Genomic DNA, 26,346 nt, shown 5'->3' with positions numbered 1-26,346 from the left:
TGCGGAGCAAATCGAGAATCGAGTATCGAGAATCGAGTATCGAGTATCTGTCGCGTGCGGAGCCAATCAAGAATCGCCAATCGAGAATCAAAAAAAGGTCCTCTTAACAACAAACAACCTACGCATCTCCCTCAACCACCCAACTGCGTACCTTTGTTTCCTTAATACGCCTTTTTTGAACTCGGCGTAGCCGTACCGAATAAAACCCGCGTGACATGCAACTCGCCCGCCACCTTCTCCTCCCGCTAGTAACCCTTTCCCTCCTGGTCACTTCCTGCGGCGAAGACATCAACCCGAACTACCAGGAAGAAGTCGCCCAACCAGAGTTCTACCACCGGTCCGTTAAGCAGTTGACGGACGTGATTGTGCACGACATCTTTTCCCCGCCCGTTGCCGGCCGTATTTATGCCTATTCCTCCATTGCTGGTTACGAAGCCCTCGCTGCGGGTGATCCGGAACTGGAGAGTCTGGCTGGCCGTATTCCCCACCTCGCACCCGCGCCAGCGCCCAACTCCGACGTGGAGATCAGCTACCCGATCGCCGCCATCGCCGCCCAGCAGAAAGTGGGCAAATCCCTCATCTTTTCTGAAGATCGGCTGCAAACCTTCACCGATTCCCTCGTCATAGAAATCGACGACATCGGGGTGCCCGACGAAGTGCTGTTCGCCTCCATCGAATACGGCCACCGCGTTGCCGACCACGTGATTGCCTGGTACGATGGTGACCTCTACAAACAGTCGCGGACCTTCCCGAAATACAGCGTGACGCGCGACCCCTCGAAGTGGCAACCCACCCCGCCGGATTACATGGACGGCATCGAACCGAGCTGGGCAAAGATTCGCCCCTTCACCCTAGAAAGCGCCGACCAATTCAAGCCCAAACCACCCACGGAGTACGACCCGAAGGAAGGCTCGGACTGGTTCAAAGGCGCCGAGATCGTCTACGACGCCCTGAAAGTGGAGGACGAAGCCGAACGCGCCGAACGCATCGCCATCGCTAAATTTTGGGACTGCAATCCCTACGTCAGCCACCACGTGGGGCACATGATGTTCGCCACGAAAAAAATCACCCCCGGCGGCCACTGGATCAACATTACGGCCATCACCAGCCGCCTCGCAAAGGCCGATTTCGCCAAAACCGTGGAAGCCTACGCCCTCGTGAGCATGGCCATGCACGACGGCTTCATCAGTTGCTGGGACGAAAAATACCGCTCCAACCTCGTCCGCCCCGAAACCTTCATCAACACCCACATCGACGAAGACTGGGCACCGCTGCTCCAGACGCCTCCTTTCCCCGAGCACACCTCCGGCCACAGCGTGGTGAGCCGCGCCTGTGCGATCGTGCTGACGGACCTCTACGGCGAAGACTTTGCCTTCACGGACGACTCCGAAGTAGAATATGACCTCCCGGAACGAAGCTACACCAGCTTCAAACACGCCAGTGAGGAAGCCGCCATCAGCCGTTTGTACGGAGGCATTCACTACATGCCCGCCATCACCGAAGGCGTCATTCAGGGCGAAAACGTAGGCAACCACTTATTGCAAAAGCTGCGTGGGAAAGTCATTTCCAAGAAGTAAGCCATTCACCGCGATTTCCCGCCCCAGTAGCCTCCACCATCAATTACCTCCTAGCCTTCCTTGCCCAACTGACGGCCTACCTCATCCTGATGTGGGCGGCGGAATACGCCGGCACCCTCTTCGCGGCCATCATTGGCGCAATCTGTTTTGCCGTATGGTCCATCAGCCATATTGTAGAATGGATCGAACCCAGCAGGGTCGCATCCGCTTATTATCGGTACACCCTGACCGGTTGGCTCGCCCCGGCCCTCGCACTCGTGCTGTACGTACTGTTGCGCGGTGAGATCGAGTGGATGCAAGCATGAAAAAATTCATTGAGTTCTCCAAATCGCGCTGGGCGGCCTTCGGCTACGCCTTCAAAGGCGCGTGGGATCTTCTGGCCAACCACGCCCCCTCCAAAATTCATATCGCCGCCTTCTTCGCCATGATGGCCGTTTGCACCTTCCTGGATTTCGCCCTCTGGAAATGGTGCATCGTGATACTCTGCGTAGGCCTGGTCCTCGCCGCCGAAGCCTTGAATACCGCAGTAGAGTACGTAGTAGATTTGGTCTCCCCCGAATACCACGTCCTGGCCGGCAAAGCCAAAGACGTCGCCGCCGCCGGAGTCCTCTTCGCGAGTATGGCCTCGGGGGTGATTGCTATTCTATTGGTGGTGGATGAGTTTGTCTAAGTCGTCGGCCGATTCACTAATCTGTAGCGAAGCGCAAGATTAGTATCGTCCGACGACTCAGCCATGCCTAAACTTAGATTAGACCTTACAATAGTCGGCGGACGATGCCAAATTTTGCTACGCAAAATATGGTGAATCGTCCGACGACCGTCCCGAGTTCTTATCTTCCCCCTATGGCAGAAACCCTAGGCATCCTCACCCTCCTCCCTCCCGTCATCGCCATCATTTTGGCCATCGCTACGCGCCAGGTTTTCATTTCGCTGATTGCGGGCATCTTCCTGGGCTATGTCATTCTGGCCGGCGGTAATCCGTGGCTGGGCTTCCTGGATACGATGCAAGGGCTGGTCGATGTGTTCGCGGATGCCGGCAACACGCGGACGATCATGTTCTGCGCCCTCGTCGGTTCGCTCATTGTGTTCATGCAGCGCTCGGGTGGCGTGGCGGGCTTCATCGCGGCCGTCGAGCGGAGGCTGGCGAAGTACGAAGCGCAGGCGGATGGCAAGGGCCGGGTTGTCGTCCAATTACTGGCCTGGCTGACGGGCGCACTCGTCTTCGTGGAGTCTAGCATCAGCGTCCTCACCGTCGGCACGCTTTACCGACCGATCTTCGATAAACTGGGCATTAGCCGCGAGAAACTGGCCTACATCGCAGACTCGAGCAGCGCACCGAGTAGCATCCTCATCCCCTTCAACGGCTGGGGCGCTTTCATCATGACGCTGCTAGCGGCGGAGGGTTTTGCCAACCCTTTCAGCACGATGATCCAAGCCATCGGCTACAATTTCTACGCCATCTTTGCGCTGCTGCTGGTGCCGGTCATCATTCTCCTGAAACGCGATTTCGGGCCCATGCGCAAGGCCGCCGAACGGGCCGCTGCGGGCGAAGTCCTCAGCGAGGGAGCCACTCCCGTCGTCGATACTGAACTCACCGATATCTCCGCCAAGGAAGGCGTGCCCCAACGTGCGCGCAACATGATTCTACCCATCGTGGTGATGGTCGTTTTCATGCCCTTCATGCTGGCCTATACGGGCTGGTCCTCTGCCAAAGAGCTCTTGGGCGCTGACGCAGGTGCGATGGAATTGGTCTTCCAGGCCATCGGCAGTGGAAGCGGGTCAACCGCCGTGCTGGTAGCCGTGACCCTGAGCATACTGGTCAGCATGGCCTACTACAAAGTGCAGGGGATCTTCGGCATCCGCGAAAGCGTAGACCTCGTACTAAAGGGGATCGCCGGCCTCATCCCGCTGGCCCTGCTGATGCTCCTCGCTTTTGCCATTGGTGGATTATGCAAAAAATTGGAAACCGGCATTTACGTAGCGGACGTGGCGAAGGGATTCCTTTCCCCCGGCCTCGTCCCCTTCCTCGTTTTCGTGGTGACGTGCTTCATCGCCTTCAGCACCGGTACGAGCTGGGGCACCTTTGCGATCATGATTCCGATCGCCGTCCCGATGGCCCGCGATCTCGATGCCAACGTGCTGATGGCCATCGCCGCCGTGCTGGGTGGTGGCGTTTTCGGCGACCACTGCTCCCCCATTTCCGATACAACCATCCTGAGCAGCATGGCCTCCGCTACTGATCACGTGGACCACGTGAAGACGCAGCTGCCTTATGCGGGGATTGCTGGTGGGTTGGCTTGTTTGTTGTATTTGGTGTTGGGCTTGGTTTGAAGGTTCCGTGCCGGTTTCGGACCTCCGGTCCGGATTTTCTGTTAGTTATCACCTGCGATAACTACACCAACGTTTGGTCCAACATCGCCCTCGTACGATGGGCCAGGCTAACGCCAGTGCCATCGCTACGTAGGCGGGCCCTTCGGGGCCGTGCTTCTTTTGCCTTTGGTTCCCCACGGTTCTCGGTTCCGGACCTCCGGTCCGGATTTGCTCGAAGGCATCATTTTTATTCTCGCCACCTTCGCTTGATCCAACTTCGCCCCTGTACGATGGGCCAGGCTGACGCCAGTGCCATCGCTACGCAGGCGGGCCCTTCGGGGCCGTGCTTCTTACGTCCACGTCAGGCTACCTATTCTGCAGACGGAACGCTACCCGCATCGCCTTAGCTACGGCAGCGGATTTCAACACCTTCGCCGCCTCGTCTCGCGCCGGTTTTTGGTGGATACGGCTGGCCACGGGATAGGCGTAGAGCTTCTGGGTAAGCGTACTGTACTTCTTGCCCAGGGTTTGCAGTAGAGACAACTCCTGAATCATCTCTCCCGCAGCCGGGGCGGCGAGGCAACCACCGAGTAACTTGCCCTTCCCCCGCCAACTGGTTTTGACGTAGAGGATCAGGTGCCCGTATCGGAAATCGGCGGCGACGGCACGGTCGTCATGTTCCAGGGATTGGTGGATGGTGCGGTAGCTGATGCCGCGTTCGTCCAGTTGGTCCGCGGTGAGGCCGAAGTGGGCGATCTCCGGGTCGGTGAAGGTGACCCAAGAGAAATTATCGAGGCGGTGGCGTTTGTCGATGGGGCTGAGGAGGTTGGTCCACAGATCCGTGTTGTGTTTTTCGGCGCCGTGGCTGAACATCTCCCGGCCGTAGGCATCCCCGACGACGTAGACGTGCTTGTTCGTCGTCCGGTAGTAATCATCAGCGACGATCTTGCCATTTTTTACTTCGACTCCAGCATCCGCGAGGCCGAGCCCTTCCGTGCGGACGGTGCGGCCGATCGCCACCAGCAAGTGAGAGAAATCAACTTCCTCTCCACTATCTTTCAACAAGGCCTGGAAAGGCTGCGAGAAGGACGCTATTTCCGTCTCCAACCTTAAGTCAACCCCTTCATAGCGCAGCCGTTCGGCCAGGATCTCTCCCATTTTCGGTGGATCTTTTTGTAACAGCCGGTTTCCCCGCACGAGCAGCGTCACCCGGCTACCGAGGCGGACGAAAGCCTGGGCCATCTCACAACTGATGGGACCACCACCGATGATGAGGAGATGTCCCGGTAATTCGTCTAGTTCCCAGAAGAGAGATTCGTTGTCCCACTGTTTCACGGCATCCGAACCGGGCAAGTCCAGGTGGCGGGGGACGCTACCCGTCGCCAAAACAATCCGCCGTGCCCGTAACGTTCTACCGTTTACGGTTACCTCTCGTCTTTCACTCAGTCGGGCGGTACCGATGATGCATTCCGTACCAAATTCCTCCGCGAAATACTCAGGCGTCTCCTTAGCCCGGATAACCTCCTGTTGGGCGTGGACGTACGCCATCACCTTTTTAAAGTCGGCCTTGCCCGAAGTTTGGAGGCCAAATTTCTCCGCTTCCTTCGCGCCGGCAAATTGGGCGGCCACGTGCAACAAGGCTTTGGAGGGAATGCAACCGTAGTTCAGGCAATCCCCGCCGAAGTTCTTCGCCTCCTTGTCGATCAGGGCCACCTTCAACCCGATCATGGAGCCGAAGCCGGCGGCGCCCTGTCCTCCGGCGCCGGCGCCGATTACAATTAGGTCGTAGGTTGAGTCTTTGGCCACGGGTTGGTTTTTGGGTAGAAGGTTTTCCCTTGGTGAAGGTTTACTCTTTCCGTTGGTGCTCCGTCCGTTGGCGACAGTTGCCACATGCGATTTTGGCCGATACTGATTGCTTGCCTATTGTTTGGCACCTGCGGCAGCGCCCCCTGCTACTCGCGGGATTTATTTCGCAGGAGTTGGGGAGGTTGGAGAGATGGAGAGGCCTGCGGCGCTGCTTTGTCTCTAGAGATCCCGAGTCTTCTATCCTTCCATCGTTGGACCCTAAAGGGGTCCCCACTAGCCCAGGGTCAAAGAGGCGTAGCCGATGCGACCCTGGGTTTTCGTGTCTACCAAAGAATCAATCACCCCACCCCATAATGATCATCCAACCGCCGTTCCACCGGCTCCCCCAACTTCCCAACCGATTTACCCACCAGCATCGCCACCGTAGCATCCCCCGTCACGTTAGCGACGGTGCGACACATATCCAGCGGGCGGTCAACGGCGAATATGAGGGCGAGGCCCGCTTCGGGGATACCCGCCTGGCCGAGGACGATGACCAACATCACCATCCCCGCACCGGGGACGGCAGCGGAGCCGATGGACGCCGCCAGCGCCGTTGTGATGATACCCAACTGGGCACCGAGACCCAGCTCCATCCCGTAGGCCTGGGCGATGAAGACTGCGGCAACGGCCTGGTATAGACTGGTGCCATCCATATTGATGGTGGCGCCGATGGGGAGAACAAAACTCGTTACCTCCTCATCTACCCCGAGGTGCTCTTCGACGCGCTCCATCGTAACCGGCAGGGTGGCGGCGGATGAGCTGGTCGAGAAGGCCAACAGTTGCGCCGGGCTCATACCCGCGAAGAAAGAACCGTAACTGCGGCCCGTAAAGGTCACCACCAGCACGGGATAAACGATGAAAATCATCACCGCCAGGCCCGCCAGTACGCACAGGCTGTACTTAATGAGCGCAATGAATAGGGCTTGCGAAGGCGACTCCACCACTAAGGCAGCCAGGAGCGCGAAAACGCCGTACGGGGCCGCAATCATAATCAGATCGATGAGTTTGAGGACCACGTCATTCACCCCGTCGAAGAAATCTTTGACCGGTTTGGCCTTTTCGGGAGCGATCAGGACCAGACCGATGCCGAAGCAGATGACGAAAAAGATGACCTGGAGCATATTGCCATTGCTGGAAGCGGCGCCGACGATATTATCAGGCACCAAATCAACCAAAGCCTGCAGCGGTCCGGCGGCGGATTGCCCCTCAGCGGCCGCAATGCGTTTGCCGGCATCCGCAGCGTAATCGGCGAGCAGGGAATCGCGGGTGCCCTGATCGATAGATGCGCCCGGCTTAACCAGGTTCACCACCCCGAGGCCGATGACGATTGCCACCACCGTCGTTGCTACGTAAATAGCAATGGTCCGGCCACCCATGGCGGAGAGTTTGGAGATGTCTTTAAGGTCCGTAATGCCCTTGATCAAACTCGCGACGATCAGTGGGATGGCGATGAGTTTGAGGCTATTGATGAAGATCGTCCCGAAGGGCTTGATCCAATCGCCGACAAATTCCGCCCAGCCAAATTTATTGGCAACGATACCGAACAGGATGCCGGCAGCCATGCCGATGAGGATCTTCCAGTGGAGGGCGAGATTTTTCATAGTCCGCAAGATAGTTTGGGAGATGGATTAAATAGGCTCCACCAACAAATCTCTCCAACCACATCACCTGCGGACAAAAAGAAAGGCGTGGCTCCCACCACAACGGTTGGGAACCACGCCTTCGCACTCAACCAGCTGGCCGAGGTAGCTTAAGGTCGCGAGCGGACTATTTTCCAGTCTCTATGCTGACCTTTCGTGCACCATTCTTAGTGGTATTCTTTGAGCTCGGGTTGGCGTTCTTGATCTTCTCCGCCGTGTACGGGGAAGGTCCGTAAGCCGTCCAGCCACCGTCAACCAGGAGAGTCTGGCCAGTGATGTGGCGAGACTGCGGGCTGAGGAGGAAAGACACGGCGTGCGCCACGTCGTCCGTCGTACCGACCCGTCCGTTGGGGTTGAGGATGGCCCAGGTGCCGGCGTAATCCTCCACTTCGGCGGCCGTCCGCTCCGTGAGCGTGGCGCCCGGAGAGACACAGTTGATGCTGATGCCCAGGGGACCGAGGGGAAGTGTGAGTTGCTTGGCCAGCATCGAAATGGCAGCCTTGCTCATGCCGTAAGCGGCCAGGTTGAGGTAAGCCCGCTCACCGACGTTGCTGCCGATGAGTACGATGTTACCCTGGCTGCCGTTGTCGCGCATCTTCGCCGCGCCGATCTGGCACAGGAAAAAGGTACCGCGAAGGTTAAGGTCAACGACTTTCTGGAAGCTGTCGGGATTAAACTCAAAGAAGTCACCGAACTCCGTGAGGCCGGCGTTAGGGACGATCATTTCCAGATTGCTATCCTCGATGCTGTCGGCGAATTCAACCATTGTACGGATGAATTCTACGTTGCCGGCGTCACCGGGCATGCCGTAAGCGACGTTGTCGTGGTGGCCGTCGTTCAGCTTGGCTAAAGCTTTGTCGATGGCGTCCGGGTTAATGTCGTTGATCACAACGTTAGCGCCCTCATTCATGAGGTGCTGGGCGATGGCAAAACCGATACCCTCACCCGCACCGGTGATGATGGCAGTCTTGCCGATAAAAGGTTGATAGTTCATGCTTGGTTTGGACTAAAATGAAACTTGAAATAGAAGCGGCCGCGTCAAATTCCGTGGGTACGTCTCCGCTCGTTACGCCATCTAAAAGTGGCCAACTACAATTTGGGTTGCGTGAACGTTTTGTTTGTTGTACCTACACGTGAGACGGTCGCGCCTGTGGATCGTCACTAACGTTAGGAATCACTTAGCTTTGCGGCCCTTTCTTCGATGCCGGACGCGGGCCACAATTTCTAACAAGAAGTTGTCCAGAATCCAGCCTACCGAAATCTCCACCCATGAAAGTCTATCAAGATCTCCTGCAACACATCCTGGACAACGGCGTAGAAAAGGGCGACCGCACCGGAACGGGCACCAAATCCGTCTTCGGCTACCAGATGCGTTTTGATTTGGCGCAGGGATTTCCGCTACTCACTACGAAGAAAGTCCACTGGAAAAGCGTCGTCCACGAATTACTGTGGTTCATCCGCGGCGATACCAACTTGCAGTACCTCGTCAAGCACGGCGTCCGGATCTGGAATGAGTGGCCCTTTCAGTATTACCTGCAGGAGAACGGTTTAGAAGAGCAATTCCCTAAGTACTCCGATGCTTGGAAAACGGAGATGAAAAGCTTCGTACAACGCGTGATCGAGGACAATGAGTTTGCCGCCAAGTGGGGGGAGCTCGGCCCCGTCTACGGAAAGCAGTGGCGTAACTTCAATGGCGTCGACCAGTTGAAGGGCGTCATCGAATCACTCAAGCAAAATCCGAACAGCCGCCGCCACATCGTCACCGCCTGGAACCCGGAAGACATTCCCGAGATGGCGAAAGCCGGCCTTCCTCCCTGTCACACCCTCTTCCAGTTTTACGTGGCGGAAGGCAAGCTCAGTTGCCAGCTCTACCAACGCTCGGCGGATACGTTCTTAGGTGTTCCTTTTAACATCGCTACCTATTCGCTGCTGATTCACCTCGTTGCTCGCGAGTGCGGTTACGAAGTGGGTGAATTCGTCCACACCCTGGGCGACGCCCATCTCTACAACAACCACTTCGAGCAAACAGCGCTGCAACTCAGTCGGGAGCCAAAAACGCTACCTACCATCTCCTTCCGCGACGGTGCCCCCGGCATTTTCGAGATTGAGTTTGACGACATTATCCTGGAAGGTTACGATCCCGCGCCGGGGATTCGAGCTCCGGTGGCAGTGTGATGCTTGTCCTGATCTGAGGTAGTCATAGGAGTAGGAAGATGTGCTTGTAGACCGACTATTCTTTGGCTTAGGCTTATCTTGAGCGTGACCGAATAGTTCCCAACCATCATGACCAGCCAGCAAAAGCAAACCATCCACCAGCACCTCAGCGCCTACCGCATTGGCCCCGCCATTGAACTGATTGAGCCACTCATTGCGGAGACTGCTACCGCCGATCGGGAGAAACTGGCCAAGCTTACCGGGCAGTACGAGCACTTTCAGGGCAAGCGCCGGGGCGACTATACACCGCTGGAAATTCGCAACGAGAACGATGCGCTCGTCAAGCAATTGCAGTTACTACTGAGTCGCATCCCCATCGTGGAGAAACCCCGCTCCATCGCCGACATCCTCGGTCGGGAGTTAGATCCCGAGTTTAAGGACCGCGAAAAAGACCCGGAACCAGAACCGGCGGCCCACAGTGAGGAAGCGAAGGGATTTACCGGAACCATCGGTTATCAGGGTAGCCCGTCGGCCAAGCGGACCACCGTCGAAACGGACAAATCCTACGGCGCGACTTACCACCGCTGCGTCCAGGCGCTGCGGGCCCAGAACGTCGAGATCGAACGAGGTGACCGGGAGGGCGGAACCTTAAAGGCAATGACGGCCGGCAATTCCCACGCCCGCTTTGGGGAACAGATTCTGCTGTGGATCACACCGTTGCCACAGGGAAAAACCCGCGTTGAGCTGGTCGTCGACAGCAACCTGAAGGAAACGGTATTCGATATGGGCCGCCACCAGAAGATGCTGGATGCACTCGCTCACAAGATCAAATACGGTTAGTATTCCAGTTCTTCCAGGGTAGAGATTACTTGAGTAATGTCCTCATCGCTAACGCCCAGGTGCGTGGTGAAACGGATGGTCTGTGGCCCAAAGGGCACGGCCTGTATTCCCTTGTCCGCCAGCACTTTGAGGAAGTCCGCCGCCTTTCGCTCACCAGCCAGGTGGAAGATGCAGATGTTGCTTTCCACCGGTTCTACTCCGGCCACGAAGGGCAACTCGCTCAGGGTTGCGCCCAATCGTTTGGCTCGGTCATTATCCTCTTTCAGCCGGTCAACGTGGTGTTCCAAAGCATACAGACCAGCGGCGGCCAGGTAGCCCGCCTGCCGCATTCCGCCTCCGATCGCCTTGCGGAAACGGCGGGCCCGTTTGATCAAATCTTTATCACCCAGTAGCAAACTGCCCACTGGCGCCCCCAATCCTTTACTAAGGCAGATACTAATGGTATCAAAGGTAGCTCCCCAATCCGTGCACGATTCGCCGGTCTCCACCAGGGCGTTGAAAAGGCGCGCGCCGTCGAGGTGAACGGCCAGGTCGTGGCGGCGGGCTTCCTCGGCTAACTCCCGAGCTTGTGCGATGGTATAAATGGAGCCACCACCCTTGTTACAGGTGTTTTCCAGCACAGCTAGTTTGGAGATCGGTAACCAGTCCTGGTGGTCCTTCACCGCGGCGGAAATTTGCCCGGGGCTGATCTTCCCCCGTTCCCCTTTGATCAGATTCACGCTTACGCTCGAAAGCAGACTGTACACCCCGGCTTCGTACTGGTAGATGTGTGATTTCTCTTCGCAAATCACCTCGTCCAAGGCCCGGGTATGGCACTTAATGGCGAGCTGATTCGTCATCGTTCCGGACGGGCAAAGCAGTGCCGCCTCCATGCCAAACCGTTCGGCGGCCGTCGCTTCGAGCCGGTTTACGGTGGGGTCTTGTCCGAATACGTCGTCGCCCACTTCGGCCGCCATCATTGCGGCGAGCATGGCTTTTGTTGGTTTGGTGGCGGTATCGGAGATTAGGTTAATGCCGGGCATCACTACGTTTTATTCTATAGTCGAAATCAGCGCTTTGCGCCCTACGCTCCCTTCCGCAAATGAGAAAATTGCTTCCGAAACTTACCCACCTTCGGCGTGATCACAAAGCTACAATAGCTATTCCGGGCGCCAACTTTGCGGTAGTAATCCTGGTGGTAAGCTTCTGCGGCGTAGAAGGTCGTGTGGGGCGCCACCTCGGTCACGGCCGGCTTACCGTACAGGCCCGGTACCGTGTTTTTCATGATGGTTTCCGTTAGTTCCCGCTGTTCTTCAGTGGTATAGAAAACAGCGCTCCGGTATTGCGGCCCGCGATCATTACCCTGTTGGTTGGGCGTCGTGGGGTCGTGAGTGGCAAAAAACACTTCTAATACTTCCTTCGCAGAGATTATAGTCGGGTCGAAGTCAACTAGTACAACTTCCACGTGATCAGTACTTTTAGAGCACACGGCTTCGTAGTTAGCCGTGGCTTCCTTTCCGCCCTCGTAACCATTTACCACGCGCTTGATGCCCTTCAATTCTACGAAGACCGCCTCTACGCACCAGAAACAGCCGCCGCCGAGGATGATCGTTTCGTGGGTCGGGGTATTCGTTACATCGGTTACAACTTCCGCAAAATGTGCCATTGATTTTCTTTTTCAAGTAAATCGCTGTGGCCAGAATTAGTTCGCCCACCGCGAGTTAGTAACCGGCGCCTATTTATTCGGGCGCTGACGCAGGTGCAGGGGGAAGGTGGTACATTAGCGGCCAACCCAGTTGCTCGCCTGATGCAGAGCGACAACCCAACACGTAGGAATGACCCCATTGGAATATGATCTGTTGATCGTCGGATCCGGACCCGCCGGCGCCACCGTTGCCCGCTACGCCGCGGAAGCAGGTCTCTCCGTCTTACTGGTGGACAAAAAACAGGAGCTCGGTGCCCCGATCCAGTGCTCCGGTGCCGTCAGCCGCCACGCCCTCGAAGAAGTGAATCTGCCCCTCGACGAAGAGTACATCCTGGAACCCATCTACGGATTCGCCATCTACAACCAGGTGGGCGAAGCCACCAAGATCGATTACCGCAAACTGAAGGAGGACGAATACGGACCGGAACCGGGAAAGAAACCCCTCGGCTACGTCGTCGACCGCCGCCGCTTCGACCGCTACTGCATGACCCAGGCCGAACGGGCCGGCGTAGATACCTGGTTGAAGACCGAGGCCAAAGGCTACGCTCCCCTACCCGACGGCCGCTGCGTCGTTCAGCTAAAACGGTACAACGAAGAGATTGCCGTTACCTGCAAAGTGCTCGTCGGGGCTGACGGATTGATGAGCCAGGTCGGGAAGTGGGCGGGGTTGCAAACCCACATCAAGATCACCGAGCTCGCGGGTTGCCTGCAGTTTATCGTCGACAACGTAGAAACCGAAGGCTTACTCGAGATCATCACCGGCCACGAATGGGCACCGGGTGGCTACGCCTGGGTATTCCCGAAGGGCCACGGCTACGCGGAGATCGGATTGGGAGTGATCCCCACCATGACCAAGCAATCTGCGCAGTGGCACTTGGATAAGTTCATCAAGCAGTCCTTCTTTAAGGACCGGTTTGCCAACAGTCGGATCCTGGAAGTGCAGGGCGGCGGCGTTCCGCTGGCGGCTCCTTTACGAACTCAGTACGCGGACAATATGATCTTGGTGGGCGACGCTGCGCGGCACGTCAACCCCATCACCGGCGGTGGCATCCACACGGCCCTCAACGGTGGGAAGATTGCCGCCCGCTTCCTGATTGATCACCTAGCGAAGGGCGGCAACTCCTTCACTGCCGCGGACATGAAGGGCTACCAGGACGCCTGGCTGGAAGCCCTCGGCGACAAGATGTGGAAGCTCTACCGCAAGAAAACGGCCGTCTTCCACCACGAGGATATCCCCACCCGGGATGCCTATTTGTACGAAACGATGTCGGATTACTTCGACCCCAACTCCGAATACAAAAAGATATGAGCCAAAAAGAACCCGTCCTATTCGACGTATCCTGGAACGCCTGTATCAACTGTGGAGCCTGCGTGGCCATCTGCCCGCAGGAGGCCGGCTTCATTAGCCCCTTCGATACCATCGCAGTGGACCGCCCCTGCGACATTGCCTGCCTGTTGTGCGAAGAAATTTGTCCGACGCGGGCGATCACCCATAAGGTTGTTGTCCAAACCTTAGTCCAGGAATAGCCTTTTATGGTGGGTGAGACCAAGCTGAACTGGATCACTTCAACTGGGCGTGTCCTACAAATTACTCGCCCTTACCTCGGCACCCGCGACAGCGCCCATGAAAAATCTTTGCTACCTGTGCTTGCTATTTTTCACCCTGGCTTGTGCTGACGACGACGATGGAATGACTACCCCAACCCCACCCGAACCAACTCCGGATGCTCCCTTCACCTACCTCGCGCTGGGAGATAGTTACACCGTCGGTACTTCCGTAGCGGAGGAAGGGCAGTGGCCCCGCCAATTGCTACGCCGGCTGGAGACGGAGGGGGTCGTCACCTGGCCCACCGAAGCTAACGTACTGGACATCGTTGCGGTGAATGGATGGACGACGGGCGATCTCATTCGCGGAATAAAGGGGCGCGATGATCTGCGAGAAAACTATGATTTGGTAAGCCTGCTCATCGGCGTGAACAACCAATTTCAGAACCGGAGTTTGGAGGAATACCGGATGGAATTTATGCAGCTTTTACAAGAAGCCATTGAGCGGGCCGGGGGTGAAAGCGACAGGGTGTTTGTAGTATCAATCCCCGACTATGCCTTTACGCCGTTTGGTAACGGAAGGGAAGACATCAGTCGGGGCGTGGACCGTTTTAACGCCGCGGCGAAAGAGATCACGGATGCAGCCGGGGTAAATAACTACTTCATCACTGATATCTCCCGGGAGGGCTTGAACGATCCTTCGTTGGTAGCCACGGATGGTCTTCACCCGTCAGCCAGCCAGTACGGCCGCTGGGTGGAAGAGGTGCTCTACCCCGCCCTGGCGGTGCAACTACAACCTTGATGGACGTTCCGGCCCACATCGAACGCGCCCGCCAGGAAAAGAAGGGCAACAAGAAGTATTTCAGCAAGCTCAAGGCCCGCCCACCGCGCAACCTGGACGAGCGCTTTCACGAACTGCACGACGAAGTATTTCAGGAGGTTGACTGCCTGGACTGTGCGAACTGCTGTAAGACGACGAGCCCCATCTTCCGCGACGTGGACATCGATCGGTTGGCCAGCCACCTGCGGATCCGGCCGGCGGAGTTAGTCCAACAATACCTCCACCTAGATGGAGATGGCGACTACGTACTCAACGTAGCACCCTGCCCATTCCTGGGAGCGGACAATTACTGCTCCGTCTATTCCGCCCGCCCGAAGGCCTGCCGGGAATACCCGCACACGGATCGGAAGAATATGCTGCAGATCCTACCGCTGACGCTCAGAAATACGCTGGTTTGTCCTGCCGTCGGCGAAATTGTGCGCCGTTTGAAGCAGGCTTAAGTTAAAGTCGAAACCCTTATTAAGATAAATTCAAGATAAGCCGCAAAACACTTGCACGGGTGGTTTTGGCGGGCGACATTTGCACTATCTGGATTTGATACAGATAAACATAGCGCCAAATGACCTACACCATTCGCCTCCTCAGCCTTCTCGCCTTCATCGGATTTTTTGCCTCCTGTGAGGACGACGACACCTCCCTAACTCCTACACTGGAAGTACCGGACACTTATACTTTCGAACGTGCTGGAACCAGTACGGTCAGCTTCTCCGGGCAGACCACGCGCCTCGCGATGGCCGCCGAGCTCAACGAAGCGTTGTTGGACCCGACAAAGTCTCGCGACGACCTAAACAATATGTTTCGCAATACTGCCGGGACTACCCCTTTTGCGGACGCGGAGTTGAATGCCAGTACTAAATCCGTACGCAGTAAAGTAGCCGCGAGTTCCGCTCTCTTCGCCACGAACTCAGTGGATGCCGCAGCAATCAAAGCTGACTTTGATGCCTACATCACTGGCCAGTCCCTCGAGGTATTCACCAACTGGAACGAAATGGCCGCGCCCGGCCAACCCGGACAGGTCGCCGACGGCGGGAGCGCCCGCTACGTGAGCGCTCTCGGTTTGGAGTACAACCAGGCCTTCGTCAAGGGATTGATCGGTGGACTCATGTACGACCAGCTAGCCAATAACTACCTCGACAATAGCGTACTGGACGCCGGTACCAATCGTGCGGATAACGATGCAGCCATCACCGCCGACGGCAAGCCCTACACAACGATGGAACACAAGTGGGACGAAGGCTTTGGTTACCTCTTCGGAGGTTCCGCAACCCCCGCTACCCCACTGGATGACCTGGGCTCCGCCGATGGCTTTCTGAACAAGTACCTCGGCCGCGTTGAGGGAGATGAGGACTACGCCGGCATTGCCGAGACGGTTGCGACGGCCTTCCGGACCGGACGCGCCGCCATCGTGGCGGGCGATTACGCCGAACGGGACCGCCAAGCGGATATCATCATTGAGAACCTTAGTGACGTGATCGCCATCCGCGCCATCTACTACCTGATGCAGGGCAAAGCAGCTTTGGAAGCGAACCCCCAAAATACGGGTGGTGCTTTCCACGACCTCAGTGAAGGCTACGGCTTCATCTACTCCCTCCGCTTCATCGGCGGCGACCGCACCGGAAGTGACGCCTACTTGCTGACCTTGCTCAACGAAGACAACGGCGGGTTCTGGACGCTCGACCCCGCAGTACTGGAAACGCTGGCCAACGAGATTGGCGCTGCTTACGGTATTGACGTAGCAAAGGCCGCACAGTAATTACTGTTCACTGCTTTATTAACGATTGAATTGCTCCAGCAATGGTTAAATACATTCTCCCGCTTCTCGTTCTCGTACTCATCAGCGCCTGTGGAGGCTCCGACGACGATCAGGGCCCCACTGGTCTGACCGTGGAGTTCGACCGAGCCGATATGCTTACGCACTGGATGGAGGATATCTTCATCCCTAAGCAAAAGAACGTCATCGCTAAACTGGAGCAGCTGCAACTTGACCTTAATGCGCTCGCTACTACCTCCGGCGGTAACCAACTCCGTGCAGCGCGTACTTCTTTCGATAATACTTACCTGGCTTTTCAGCAGATGAGCCCCTTCATCCTTTCCTACGGAGAGGGACTGCGTTTGCGCGAACTGACGAATACTTACCCGACGGACGTCCAGCAAATCCAGGCCAATTTCGGTGGGTCCGCTAACCTGGACCTCCCGAGCAATACCGACGCACAGGGGCTACCAGCTTTGGACTACCTGCTCTTCAGCGAAGGGCCTTTGAACGACGAGCCCATCGTGGTAACGAACCCCGCTGCCGTTGCGTACGCCCAGGCGATCGTTACCCAACTACTGAAGGTACACGAAGCACACCTCACCGTACTGGAGGACAACCGGGAAGACTACATTGCTAACGACGGGAACAGCGCTACGGCGAGTATTGACCGGACGGTGAATGATTACCTTTTTCACTACGAGAAATTTCTCCGGGCGGGGAAGGTGGCCATCCCGGCTGGCGTGTTTAGCGACGATCCGCTGCCCAATAATGCGGAGAGCCTTTACCAGGGTAAGTCCAAACCCTACTTCTTCGAAGCGCTCAAAGCGAGCAAGGATTTCTTCAACCAGGATGGTCTCAAGGAATATATGGATGCCATCGAAGGCAGCAGCGTAGGGGATAAATTAAGTCCCGTACTGAGCCGTCAATTTACCGCCATCGAAAACCGGGCCGCCGGCCTCAACGATAGTTTCCAGGAGCAAGTATTGGAAGACAACACCGAGATGCTCGCCGTCTACGATGAAATGCAAAAGCTGACCGTACTCCTCAAAGTGGATATGCTCCAACTGATGAACATCAACGTAGACTACGTCGATGCGGACGGTGATTGATCCTTAAACAGCGCCCTTGGCTCTTTTTGACAACAGACCCGTAAGCGGAGCTCCGCTTGCCCTCTTCAGAATCACGTTCGGTACCATGATGGTGCTGAGCGTCATTCGTTTTTGGGCCAACGGTTGGATCGAAAAGCTGTACCTGGAGCCGACCTACTTTTTTAAGTACGACTATTTCGAATGGGTCCGCCCGCTTGGCGAGGGCACCTACGCACTCTTTGCCGTGGTGGGTTTGAGCGCCCTGGCCATCGCGCTGGGTTGGAAATACCGATTGGCGACAATCACCTTTTTTCTCAGCTTTACCTACGTCGAGTTGATGGACAAGACGACTTACCTCAACCACTACTACTTCGTGAGTCTGCTGGCACTGGCGATGATCTTTCTTCCGGCGGGCAAGAGTTATTCCCTGGATGCTGGGTGGCGGGATCTTAAAGTGCCAACTTGGACCATCCAGTCGCTCAAGTTGTTCGTGGCGGTCGTCTACTTCTACGCCGGTTTAGCCAAGTTGAATTCGGACTGGTTGCTGCACGCGCAACCGCTCGCTATTTGGTTGCCGGGGAAGTACAGCATTCCCCTGCTTGGCGGATTACTCCAGGAGCGCTGGGTTCAGTTTGCCTTCGCCTGGGGCGGGGCGGCGTATGATTTGCTCATCCCCTTTCTGCTGCTGTGGAAACCGACGCGCAAGTTGGCCTTCGTAGCGGTGGTGATCTTCCACGTACTGACGCGGGTGCTCTTCCCCATCGGTATGTTTCCCTACATCATGATCGTGAGTGCCCTGATTTTTTTCGAGCCGACAATTCACCAGCGAATCCTGGCGTGGATAGGGCGGTTCCTTCCGGTTGGACAAGACTCAGAATTCAAGTCAAGCCCGTCGATGGAGGTTGACGCCGATCGTAAACCTGCGCTACCATTCGCGAAGATTGCCGTGATAGCCTTGCTCGCCTTTCATCTGATCTTCCCCTGGCGCTACCTTTTGCACGATGGGGAACTCTTCTGGACCGAAGAAGGCTACCGCTTCAGTTGGCGGGTGATGCTCATGGAGAAGGCGGGGTACGTGAGCTACCGGCTCGTCAATCCCGAAACCGGTCGGTCGCGAACGGTGGAGCCCAGCCAGTATTTGACGACCTTCCAGAACAAGCAATTAGCTACTCAACCGGACTTCCTACTTGAGTTCGCCCACTTCCTGGCCGAGCGGGAGGCAAAACGGACGGGTACGGTCCCTCAGGTTTACGTGGATAGTTTCGTTGCCCTCAATGGCCGCCGAAGCCAGCCCTACCTTCGCAGCGATATCGACCTAGTGACCATCTCCCCCACCACTCCTCGCACAGAGTGGCTCATGCCCTTTAAGGATACGATCTATGGATTATAAGTCCGTCCGAACTTTTTGGATTTGGAATTTGGTGGCGGGCTTGGTCCTGCTTACCCCATTGTTTGGCACCTGCGTCAGCGCCCAACGGGTCCTGGAGTTAAAGGTGACGAACGGGGATGATGCATCGCCTGTGCCAAATGCGGAGATCTACGTTGCGGAAACGGGAGTATTTGGTATAACAAACAAAGATGGATCAGCTTCATTTCCGTTTGCAGAAAATATTGGAGGAGTAAACCTGACCATCTTTCTGGAGGGTTTTTCCACGCGGCGCGAATACGTTGAATTGGCTGGAGAAATTACTGTCAAGTCCTACCCCCTTCAGCCCTTAAACTTACAACTGGACGCGGTGACGGTAGTCGCTGAGCGGGAGAAAACAGCGGCCCTTAGAAGACTACGCGCGGTTGAAGGGACGGCGATCTACGCGGGCAAGAAGACCGAGGTGGTAAGTCTCGACAACCTTACCGTGAACCTGGCGTCCAATCAGGCCCGGCAGATCTACGCGCAGGTGACCGGCCTCAATATTTACGAGAGTGACGATGCGGGCCTACAACTCAGCATCGGTGGGCGCGGGCTGGACCCCAATCGTTCGGCCAGCTTCAACACCCGGCAGAATGGGTACGATATATCCGCGGACGTGCTGGGCTACCCGGAGAGCTACTACACGCCGCCAGCGGAAGCACTCCGCGAAATTCAGGTCGTACGTGGTGCAGCGAGTTTGCAATACGGCACCCAGTTTGGTGGGCTCGTCAACTTCGTGTTCCGGGAACCGGTGCGCACCAAAACAGTGGAGATTACTAGCCGGCAAACAGTCGGTAGCTTCGGCCTCTTCACGAGCTTCAACAGTGTTAGCGGAAATACTGGAAAGCTAGGTTACTACGCATACTTCAACTACAAGGGTGGTAATGGATTTCGCCCCAATTCCTCATTTGACAGCAACAACGCCTACCTCCACTTGGACTACGCGCTAAGCGACCGTAGCAAGCTAAGCTTCGAATACACTTTTCTGACCTACCAGGCCCAACAAGCGGGCGGACTGACGGACGCCCAGTTTTATCAGGATCCACTGCAGAGCAACCGCACGCGTAATTGGTTTGCGGTGGATTGGTCCCTGTTCAGCTTACGCTACGATAATAAATTGAGCAATGCGACTACCCTGAGCGTGAATGCCTTCGGGCTGCAGGCAAAGCGCTCCGCCGTCGGCTTCCGCACCAATCGGGTGAGCCAGGTGGACGACCTCTCGGCGCCCCGCGATCTGATTGAGAACGAGTTCGCCAACGCCGGAGTAGAATCCAGGCTCCTGCACCGCTACCAAATTGGGGAACAACAAGCGGTTGGATTGGTAGGATTGAAGTACTACCACGCGAATAATTCCGCTTTCCAGGGCCCCGGAACGGCGGATGCGACGGCGGACTTTAACCTGGCAACTGATCGCTTCCCCGCCTTCCCTAATCAGAGTTCCTTCGACTTCCCCAACCGGAATCTTGCATTGTTTGGTGAACACATTTTTTATCTCAACGACCGCTTCAGCGTAACGCCCGGTGCACGCTACGAGTACATCAATACGGGCAGCGACGGTACCTTTCGGCGCATCGACTTTGATCTGGCGGGCAACCCAATCCGGGATGCCACCTTTGAGGATCAGCGGACCTTTGAGCGGAACCTACTATTGCTCGGTCTCGGTCTCAGTTACCGAACAAAAACGGAATGGGAGTTCTTCGCCAACATAAGCCAGAATTATCGATCCGTCACTTTTAACGACATCCGGACCGTCAATCCTTCCTTTCGGGTAGACCCAGATATCTCCGACGAGGATGGGTATACGGCGGACGCCGGTTTCCGCGGAAAGGTGGGTAGACTATCCCTCAACGCCAATGTCTTTGGCATCCGTTACAACGATCGACTCGGGGAGGTACTTACGCCGGAGGTCACCATAAGGGCTGATGGGAGCGAGGTTAGAACCGGGCGCATCATTCGGCTACGGGCTAACATCGGTTCGGCGTTTATCTATGGCTTAGAGTCGCTGATCAGCTATGAAGTCCTGCGGGGGACGAACAGTAAAAAGACCGGCTACTTTCTGGAAGGCTTTGCCAATACGAGCGTGACGCGATCGGAATACCTCGAGTCCGCCATCATCGGAGTAGCCGGCAACGAAGTAGAATTCATCCCTACCCTCAATCTAAAAACGGGGCTCAGGGCCGGTCACGGAAATCTGTTAGCCAGCCTGCAGTATGCCTATCTCTCCACCCAATTCACTGATGCGAGCAACGCGCCGCAGGACCGGCGGGATAATCAGTCTGGAATCGTGGGGGAAATCCCCGCTTACGGAGTGATGGACCTCAGCCTATCCTATCGGTGGAGAAAGCTCATACTGGAAACCGGGGCGACGAATTTGTTGGACGAACGTTACTTCACCCGCAGGGCTACCGGATACCCGGGGCCGGGCATCATCCCTTCCGCACCGCGCAGCTTTTATTTGACGCTGGGCATCACGATCTGATCAGCGGCAAGAGACGTCGTTCTTCCCGGATAGACAAGGAGTGCGCGTTCAAGGCAATCCATCGCCTTGTTGAGGTCATCTCGATTGAGTACGTAGGCGATACGGCATTCGTCGCGGCCAAGGCCCGGCGTAGCGTAGAAACCCGGGCCGGGGGCGAGCATCACCGTTGCCCCTTCGTATTCAAAGTCTTCCAGTAGCCAGCGACAGAAATCCTCACTATCGCTGATGGGAAACCGAGCAAAGCAGTAGAAGGCTCCTCCGGGCCGATAACTGAAGACATCCGGCATGGCTTGCAGACGCTCAAATACTACGTCGCGGCGGGCCTGGTATTCTTCCTTTACGCCGTTGAGGTACGCCGTATCCCCTTCCAGCATGCATTCGCTTAGCATCTGCCCAAGACCGGGAGGGCTAAGTCTGAGTTTAGCGAAGCGGTCTACACCCGCTAAAATCTTGGAGTTGCGACATACCAAAGCTCCTACCCTGGCTCCCGTCGCGCTGTACCGTTTTGACACGGAATCGATAACGATGGCGTGCTCGTGCAGTTGGTCAAATTCAAGTACCGATTGCACAGGGTGATCGTAGGCGAACTCCCGGTACACCTCGTCGGCACACAGGAAGAGGTCGTTCTTCACGACGATGTCAGCCAAGGTTTGCATTTCGGCGGCGCTGTAACAGGCACCGGTTGGGTTATTCGGACTGGTGATCATGATGGCCCGAGTACGACGGGTGATCTTAGCGGCGAAAGCTTCGGGGCTGGGCAGGCTGAAGCCATCTTCAATGCGACCGGTAATGGGCACTACCCGCACGTCCGCGATGTGCGCGTAGCCATTGTAATTCGCGTAGAAAGGTTCCGGCACGATGATCTCATCACCGGGGTCGAGACAACTGAGCATGAAGAACAGGATCGCCTCGGAACCACCCGTGGTGACCATGATGTTATCGGCTTCCAGCTCAATACCGAAGCGCGCGTAATAGTCCGTCAGTTTTGCCCGGTAGGACGGGATGCCATTGCTGGGGCTGTAGTCCAGAATCTCCCAATCCAGTTTCCTGAATTGCTCAACGGCAGCGGGGTGGGTAAGAATATCCGGTTGCCCGATGTTGAGGTGATACACGTGGCGACCGGCTGCCTTGGCGGCGTCGGCGACGGGAATCAGTTTACGGAAAGGTGATAGCGGGACCGTTTCGGAGCGATGGGATACAGTTGGCATACCACAAAGGTAAGCCGCCCCATCAGGCTATAACAATGCCAACCTGTTCAACTTACCCGGATACGCAGCTGGTAAGGAAGCGTAGAAAACTCCGCGCGGGCCCGGGCTTCCAGCTCTGCTGGCTGTAGGATAGTCACCTGGTTATTCGCTACCTGTTGTACGGTGAGCGGCAACGTTTCCCCTTCCAGCTTTCCGAGGCGCACGGAAATACCGGCACGCAGGTTGCGGACGACGGAAGAAAGGACACGGGAGCGGAGGCGCTCTGGGAATTGGTTGAGATCCACTTTATTTGCTTAGGCTGGGGTTCCAAAGATATAAACGACGGCGACGGTAATCAATACCAATCACGAATTTGGACAAATAATCACTACCCAAAATTCCGTGAATGTCCTTACCACTACGGGAAGCACTTTGTTGGGTTACCTCAAATGAAGCAAACTCAAGATTCTCCAGTTGTGGAAGGTCAGCGTTACCGTCCAGGTTCACCAGGTTGGCTACGAAGGCTTCGCCGTCCAGCCCCTGGATATTCATTTTCGAACCGGAAGGTTTAGTCTGCGCGACGGAGGCATCAATCAGACTTACGCTAGCGCCGGTGTCTAGCGCAAGGCGCAGTTTCTGTTTTCCCAGTTTTACGGTGACTACCGGTAGATGACCAACCATCGAGAAGGCGACTTCATGATCGGGTTGGCGGCCGAAATGCACCGGTCTTTTCTCTGAGGCTACCAACTGAAATGTCCGTGCGAAATAGTCAATCCGCAATTCGCTGTCGCCGAGCAAGTTGTAGCCTACGAATCCGTCTACCTCTTTGCCGATCCTGGTTTCGAGGGGGCGGAGGTCCAGGGAATAGGCCCACATTTTGCGGTGTTCCTTTCCGGTAAACACAAACGATTTGATGAAATGATCTGCCAACGATACTTCGCCTCCGGCGGCAATTCCCACGGGGGCGCTGCCGCGGGATGCCAGGCCACGGTCGTTGATCAGTACCTCGGGGGCTCCGGTATCGAGAATGAAGTTTCCGCGTTTCCCATCGGCGACGGCGGTGAAGTAAATGAGATTGTTGGAGAAGTCGAAGGACTGGGCGCCGGCCGTCAGACCGGGACGTAGGTCCTTGAACTTATCGTTAGCGTCCACCCGTAAATAGTTGGCCACCTCGTTGCTTGCCACCGTATTGGGCACCTGCGCCAGCGCCCACTGGCCGAAAGCGGCGAGCAGGGCCAAAACACCGAGGAGGCGACTTTTGGAGCTGGGATGTGACATTACTCTTAACACTGGATGGGTCTTGTAAAGGCTAAGTTAATCCAAAATTTACATTGGCTTAACATTGGAAGGAATAAAGTTGTTTTGGCAAGCAAATAATAGTTGCCGGAGAACGGTCGCAGGGGGACATTCTTGCCGTACCTTTGTGCCCCGTAATCGCAGTTTATGAGCAAGTATATTTTCGTTACGGGCGGGGTGACTTCATCCCTCGGAAAAGGCATTATTGCCGCCTCTTTGGCCAAGTTGTTGCAGGCGCGTGGCCTTTCCGTTACCATCCAAAAGTTCGACCCCTACCTCAACGTGGACCCGGGTACCCTCAACCCGATCGAACACGGGGAATGCTACGTGACGGACGATGGCGCCGAGACCGATCTCGACCTCGGGCACTACGAACGCTTCCTCAATACCCCCACCAGCCAGGCCAATAACGTGACGACAGGGCGGATCTACCAAACCGTCATCGAACGCGAACGCGAAGGCGCTTTCCTGGGCAAGACCGTACAGGTGGTGCCCCACATTACGGACGAGATCAAGCGCCGTATTCAACTCCTCGGCCAGACGGGTGAATACGACATCGTAATTACCGAACTGGGAGGTACCGTGGGCGATATCGAATCCCTACCCTACGTGGAATCCCTGCGGCAATTGCGCTGGGAACTCGGCCGTGACAACTGTATATGCATTCACCTCACCCTGATTCCCTACCTCGCCGCCGCTAAAGAACTCAAGACGAAGCCGACGCAGCACAGCGTCAAGGAATTGCTTAGCTCCGGTATTCAACCCGACATTTTGGTTGTGCGGACCGAGCACGAGATTGACGACAGCATCCGCCGCAAACTTGCGCTATTCTGCAACGTCGAAAAATCCTGCATCATCGAGGCGTTGGATGCGAGTACCATTTATGACGTACCCCTGCTAATGCTGAAAGAAGGCCTTGACGCGCAGGTGATCAGCAAACTGCGCATTCAGGACCGGAAAGAACCGGACCTGCGCCGCTGGAAAAACTTCCTCGGCCGCCTCAAAAATTCTACCGGTGAGGTGACGATTGGTCTCGTCGGGAAGTACATTGACCTACAGGACGCGTACAAATCCATCTACGAAGCCTTCATTCACGCCGGGGCCGTCAACGAAACGCGGGTCAAGGTGGTCCCCGTCAGCTCCGAACAATTGGAAGGATCCTCCGCAGACGTCGGGAAATTCTTGGAAAAATTCGACGGTATCCTGGTAGCCCCCGGCTTCGGGGAGCGTGGAATTGAGGGTAAGATCAACGCCATCAAGTACCTGCGCGAGCACAAGATCCCCTTCTTCGGTATCTGCCTGGGGATGCAGTGTGCCGTGGTGGAGTTCAGCCGCAATGTCGCTGGAATTGAGGGGGCCATGTCCACGGAAGTTGACCCAAAGGCTAGCCACCCGGTCATCGATTTGATGAACGACCAGAAAGACGTAACCACCAAGGGCGGGACCATGCGCCTCGGCGCCTACGATTGCGAACTGGTAAAGGGCTCTAACGCCGCAAAGGCCTACGGGACGACGAAGATCAGCGAGCGCCACCGCCACCGTTACGAGTTCAATAATGAGTACCTCGATCAGTTAAAATCCGCCGGACTACAGATCACCGGTACAAACCCCAAGACCGGACTGGTGGAGGTAGTAGAATTGAAAGATCACCCCTATTTCGTCGGCGTTCAGTTCCACCCGGAATTAAAGTCCACCGTGGAGCAACCACATCCGCTGTTTACGGCTTTCGTTGCCGCAGCGATGAAGCATAAGGCCAGCTCTACGGACTAGTAGAATGGCAATTGGCTCCCCTTTTGATAGCTGCTTAATCGATTCGCCATGCTCCGACTTTTGCTTCCCCTGTTACTTTGCCTGACTAGTACCTTATCGATGGGACAAAAGCTACCACTCGCCTATAATCTTTTCACCAAGGAGGGGACAGCGACGAAGTACAAGAAGCTGCTTAAATCGGCTGCCAAGGCAGACATCATCTTATTCGGCGAATCCCACAACGACGCACTCGGTCACTGGCTGCAGAATACCGTCTTCCGTGATTTGCAGGATCTTGATGGTCGCCCCCTCGCGCTGGGGATGGAGATGTTTGAAGTAGACCAACAGCAAGCTTTGGAGGATTATTTGGTAGGCGACATAGAGCTCAAAGCACTGGATGAAGTCGGCGAAGGCGTTTGGCCCAACTTCCGTACGGACTACGAACCCATCGCCAAGTGGGCTCAGGCAAACGGTATCAGCGTTTACGGCACGAACGTTCCCCGCAAGTACGCCCGCGTCGTATTCCGGGAAGGCTTTAAAGGGCTACGGCCAATGGCGGAAAGTGGTGAATTCCCCCCTTTACCAATTCCGTACGATCCAAATCAACCCGCCTACGTAGAAATGTTGGAAATGATGCCCGGCGGCCACGGCGGTGAAAACTTCCCCAAAGCGCAGGCCATCAAGGATGCTACCATGGCTTGGCGCATCAGCCAGGTCCTACCCGAAAACGGTCGGCTCTTCCATCTTAACGGCAGCTTTCATTCGGATAACTACCAAGGCATTTATTGGTACTTGGACAGATACGCTCCAGAAAAGAAAGTGATGACAATCACCGTCGTGGAACAAGAAGAAGTTGATGATTTGCTGAAAGAGAATGAGGGAAAGGCGGACTTCATCTTTACCGTCCCGGCTACGATGACGAAGACCTACTAGTTTTAAGCAGGTTT

24 protein-coding genes are annotated in these 26,346 nt (G+C 56.1%); 16 read left to right on the top strand and 8 right to left on the bottom strand.

The window, feature by feature from the left end; genetic code table 11:
- Positions 1–215 precede the first annotated feature (215 nt).
- The 4 genes from A3850_RS13360 to A3850_RS13345 all read left to right on the top strand — a co-directional run bounded on the left by A3850_RS13360 (position 216) and on the right by A3850_RS13345 (position 3,908).
- Positions 216–1,577, top strand: a complete 1,362-nt coding sequence (locus tag A3850_RS13360) for a vanadium-dependent haloperoxidase (protein ID WP_068217309.1) — start codon at positions 216–218, stop codon at positions 1,575–1,577.
- An 89-nt stretch (positions 1,578–1,666) separates the two neighbouring features.
- A complete protein-coding gene (locus A3850_RS13355; protein WP_068217306.1) occupies positions 1,667–1,882 on the top strand; it encodes a hypothetical protein in 216 nt (71 codons plus the stop codon).
- The gene (locus A3850_RS13350) at positions 1,879–2,247 is read left to right on the top strand and encodes a diacylglycerol kinase family protein (RefSeq protein ID WP_068217303.1); all 369 of its coding nucleotides are present in this window, start codon (positions 1,879–1,881) and stop codon (positions 2,245–2,247) included. Before A3850_RS13355 ends, A3850_RS13350 begins: the two co-directional genes overlap by 4 nt.
- 173 nt (positions 2,248–2,420) lie before the next feature.
- Positions 2,421–3,908 (top strand): Na+/H+ antiporter NhaC family protein, encoded by a 1,488-nt coding sequence (locus A3850_RS13345; protein ID WP_068217301.1) that lies wholly within the window; start codon positions 2,421–2,423, stop codon positions 3,906–3,908.
- Between the two features lie 345 nt (positions 3,909–4,253).
- On the opposite strand, the gene A3850_RS13340 is transcribed toward A3850_RS13345, so the two are convergent.
- From A3850_RS13340 to A3850_RS13330, 3 genes are all read right to left on the bottom strand, one after another.
- Entirely contained in the window at positions 4,254–5,693 is a 1,440-nt protein-coding gene (locus A3850_RS13340; protein WP_068217298.1) for an NAD(P)/FAD-dependent oxidoreductase, read from the bottom strand.
- A 338-nt stretch (positions 5,694–6,031) separates the two neighbouring features.
- The gene (locus A3850_RS13335; RefSeq protein WP_068217295.1) at positions 6,032–7,336 is read right to left on the bottom strand and encodes a dicarboxylate/amino acid:cation symporter; all 1,305 of its coding nucleotides are present in this window, start codon (positions 7,334–7,336) and stop codon (positions 6,032–6,034) included.
- A 166-nt stretch (positions 7,337–7,502) separates the two neighbouring features.
- Entirely contained in the window at positions 7,503–8,369 is an 867-nt protein-coding gene (locus A3850_RS13330; RefSeq protein WP_082921810.1) for an SDR family NAD(P)-dependent oxidoreductase, read from the bottom strand.
- Between the two features lie 275 nt (positions 8,370–8,644).
- On the opposite strand from A3850_RS13330, the gene A3850_RS13325 reads away from it, so the two are divergent.
- Positions 8,645–9,550: a thymidylate synthase gene (locus tag A3850_RS13325; protein ID WP_068217291.1), complete on the top strand. Its 906-nt coding sequence runs from the start codon at positions 8,645–8,647 to the stop codon at positions 9,548–9,550.
- A gap of 108 nt (positions 9,551–9,658) precedes the next feature.
- Positions 9,659–10,369, top strand: coding sequence for a hypothetical protein (locus A3850_RS13320; protein ID WP_068217288.1), 711 nt, complete (start codon positions 9,659–9,661; stop codon positions 10,367–10,369).
- Here the strand turns inward: A3850_RS13320 and A3850_RS13315 are convergent.
- Entirely contained in the window at positions 10,366–11,391 is a 1,026-nt protein-coding gene (locus A3850_RS13315) for a low specificity L-threonine aldolase (RefSeq protein WP_068217286.1), read from the bottom strand. The genes A3850_RS13320 and A3850_RS13315 overlap by 4 nt on opposite strands.
- Before the next feature lie 41 nt (positions 11,392–11,432).
- Positions 11,433–12,014, bottom strand: a complete 582-nt coding sequence (msrA, locus tag A3850_RS13310) for a peptide-methionine (S)-S-oxide reductase MsrA (protein ID WP_082921809.1) — start codon at positions 12,012–12,014, stop codon at positions 11,433–11,435.
- Between the two features lie 169 nt (positions 12,015–12,183).
- On the opposite strand from msrA, the gene A3850_RS13305 reads away from it, so the two are divergent.
- From A3850_RS13305 to A3850_RS13270, 8 genes are all read left to right on the top strand, one after another.
- Positions 12,184–13,362 (top strand): NAD(P)/FAD-dependent oxidoreductase, encoded by a 1,179-nt coding sequence (locus tag A3850_RS13305; RefSeq protein WP_068217283.1) that lies wholly within the window; start codon positions 12,184–12,186, stop codon positions 13,360–13,362.
- Entirely contained in the window at positions 13,359–13,580 is a 222-nt protein-coding gene (locus A3850_RS13300) for a 4Fe-4S binding protein (protein WP_068217280.1), read from the top strand. The genes A3850_RS13305 and A3850_RS13300 overlap by 4 nt, the downstream gene beginning before the upstream one ends.
- 49 nt (positions 13,581–13,629) lie before the next feature.
- Entirely contained in the window at positions 13,630–14,400 is a 771-nt protein-coding gene (locus tag A3850_RS13295) for an SGNH/GDSL hydrolase family protein (protein WP_197494055.1), read from the top strand.
- A complete protein-coding gene (locus tag A3850_RS13290) occupies positions 14,400–14,879 on the top strand; it encodes a YkgJ family cysteine cluster protein (protein ID WP_068217271.1) in 480 nt (159 codons plus the stop codon). Before A3850_RS13295 ends, A3850_RS13290 begins: the two co-directional genes overlap by 1 nt.
- Before the next feature lie 119 nt (positions 14,880–14,998).
- The gene (locus tag A3850_RS13285; RefSeq protein WP_068217268.1) at positions 14,999–16,192 is read left to right on the top strand and encodes a DUF4856 domain-containing protein; all 1,194 of its coding nucleotides are present in this window, start codon (positions 14,999–15,001) and stop codon (positions 16,190–16,192) included.
- A gap of 41 nt (positions 16,193–16,233) precedes the next feature.
- On the top strand, positions 16,234–17,301 hold the full coding sequence (locus A3850_RS13280) for an imelysin family protein (protein WP_068217264.1): 1,068 nt from the start codon (positions 16,234–16,236) through the stop codon (positions 17,299–17,301).
- Positions 17,302–17,317: 16 nt separating this feature from the next.
- The gene (locus tag A3850_RS13275) at positions 17,318–18,670 is read left to right on the top strand and encodes an HTTM domain-containing protein (protein WP_068217260.1); all 1,353 of its coding nucleotides are present in this window, start codon (positions 17,318–17,320) and stop codon (positions 18,668–18,670) included.
- Positions 18,660–21,167: a TonB-dependent receptor domain-containing protein gene (locus A3850_RS13270; protein WP_068217257.1), complete on the top strand. Its 2,508-nt coding sequence runs from the start codon at positions 18,660–18,662 to the stop codon at positions 21,165–21,167. The genes A3850_RS13275 and A3850_RS13270 overlap by 11 nt, the downstream gene beginning before the upstream one ends.
- On the opposite strand, the gene A3850_RS13265 is transcribed toward A3850_RS13270, so the two are convergent.
- Genes A3850_RS13265 through A3850_RS13255 form a run of 3 tightly spaced genes read right to left on the bottom strand, consistent with a single transcriptional unit; the run spans position 21,140 to position 23,632 of the window.
- Positions 21,140–22,375 (bottom strand): pyridoxal phosphate-dependent aminotransferase, encoded by a 1,236-nt coding sequence (locus A3850_RS13265; protein ID WP_068217256.1) that lies wholly within the window; start codon positions 22,373–22,375, stop codon positions 21,140–21,142. The genes A3850_RS13270 and A3850_RS13265 overlap by 28 nt on opposite strands.
- A 47-nt stretch (positions 22,376–22,422) precedes the next feature.
- Positions 22,423–22,659, bottom strand: coding sequence for a hypothetical protein (locus A3850_RS13260; RefSeq protein ID WP_068217254.1), 237 nt, complete (start codon positions 22,657–22,659; stop codon positions 22,423–22,425).
- Between the two features lies 1 nt (position 22,660).
- Positions 22,661–23,632 carry an aspartyl protease family protein gene (locus tag A3850_RS13255; protein ID WP_068217251.1) on the bottom strand — a complete coding sequence of 324 codons (972 nt, stop codon included), beginning with the start codon at positions 23,630–23,632 and terminating at the stop codon, positions 22,661–22,663.
- A gap of 165 nt (positions 23,633–23,797) precedes the next feature.
- Here A3850_RS13255 and A3850_RS13250 point away from each other — a divergent pair, with 165 nt between their 5' ends.
- Both A3850_RS13250 and A3850_RS13245 read left to right on the top strand, forming a co-directional pair.
- Positions 23,798–25,420, top strand: coding sequence for a CTP synthase (locus A3850_RS13250; RefSeq protein ID WP_068217248.1), 1,623 nt, complete (start codon positions 23,798–23,800; stop codon positions 25,418–25,420).
- 99 nt (positions 25,421–25,519) lie between these two features.
- Positions 25,520–26,332, top strand: a complete 813-nt coding sequence (locus tag A3850_RS13245) for a ChaN family lipoprotein (RefSeq protein ID WP_231915324.1) — start codon at positions 25,520–25,522, stop codon at positions 26,330–26,332.
- Positions 26,333–26,346: the final 14 nt, after the last annotated feature.

It is taken from the genome of Lewinella sp. 4G2 (assembly GCF_001625015.1).
Lineage (GTDB): Bacteria > Bacteroidota > Bacteroidia > Chitinophagales > Saprospiraceae > Neolewinella.
This window is presented reverse-complemented; position numbering and strand designations above follow the sequence as displayed.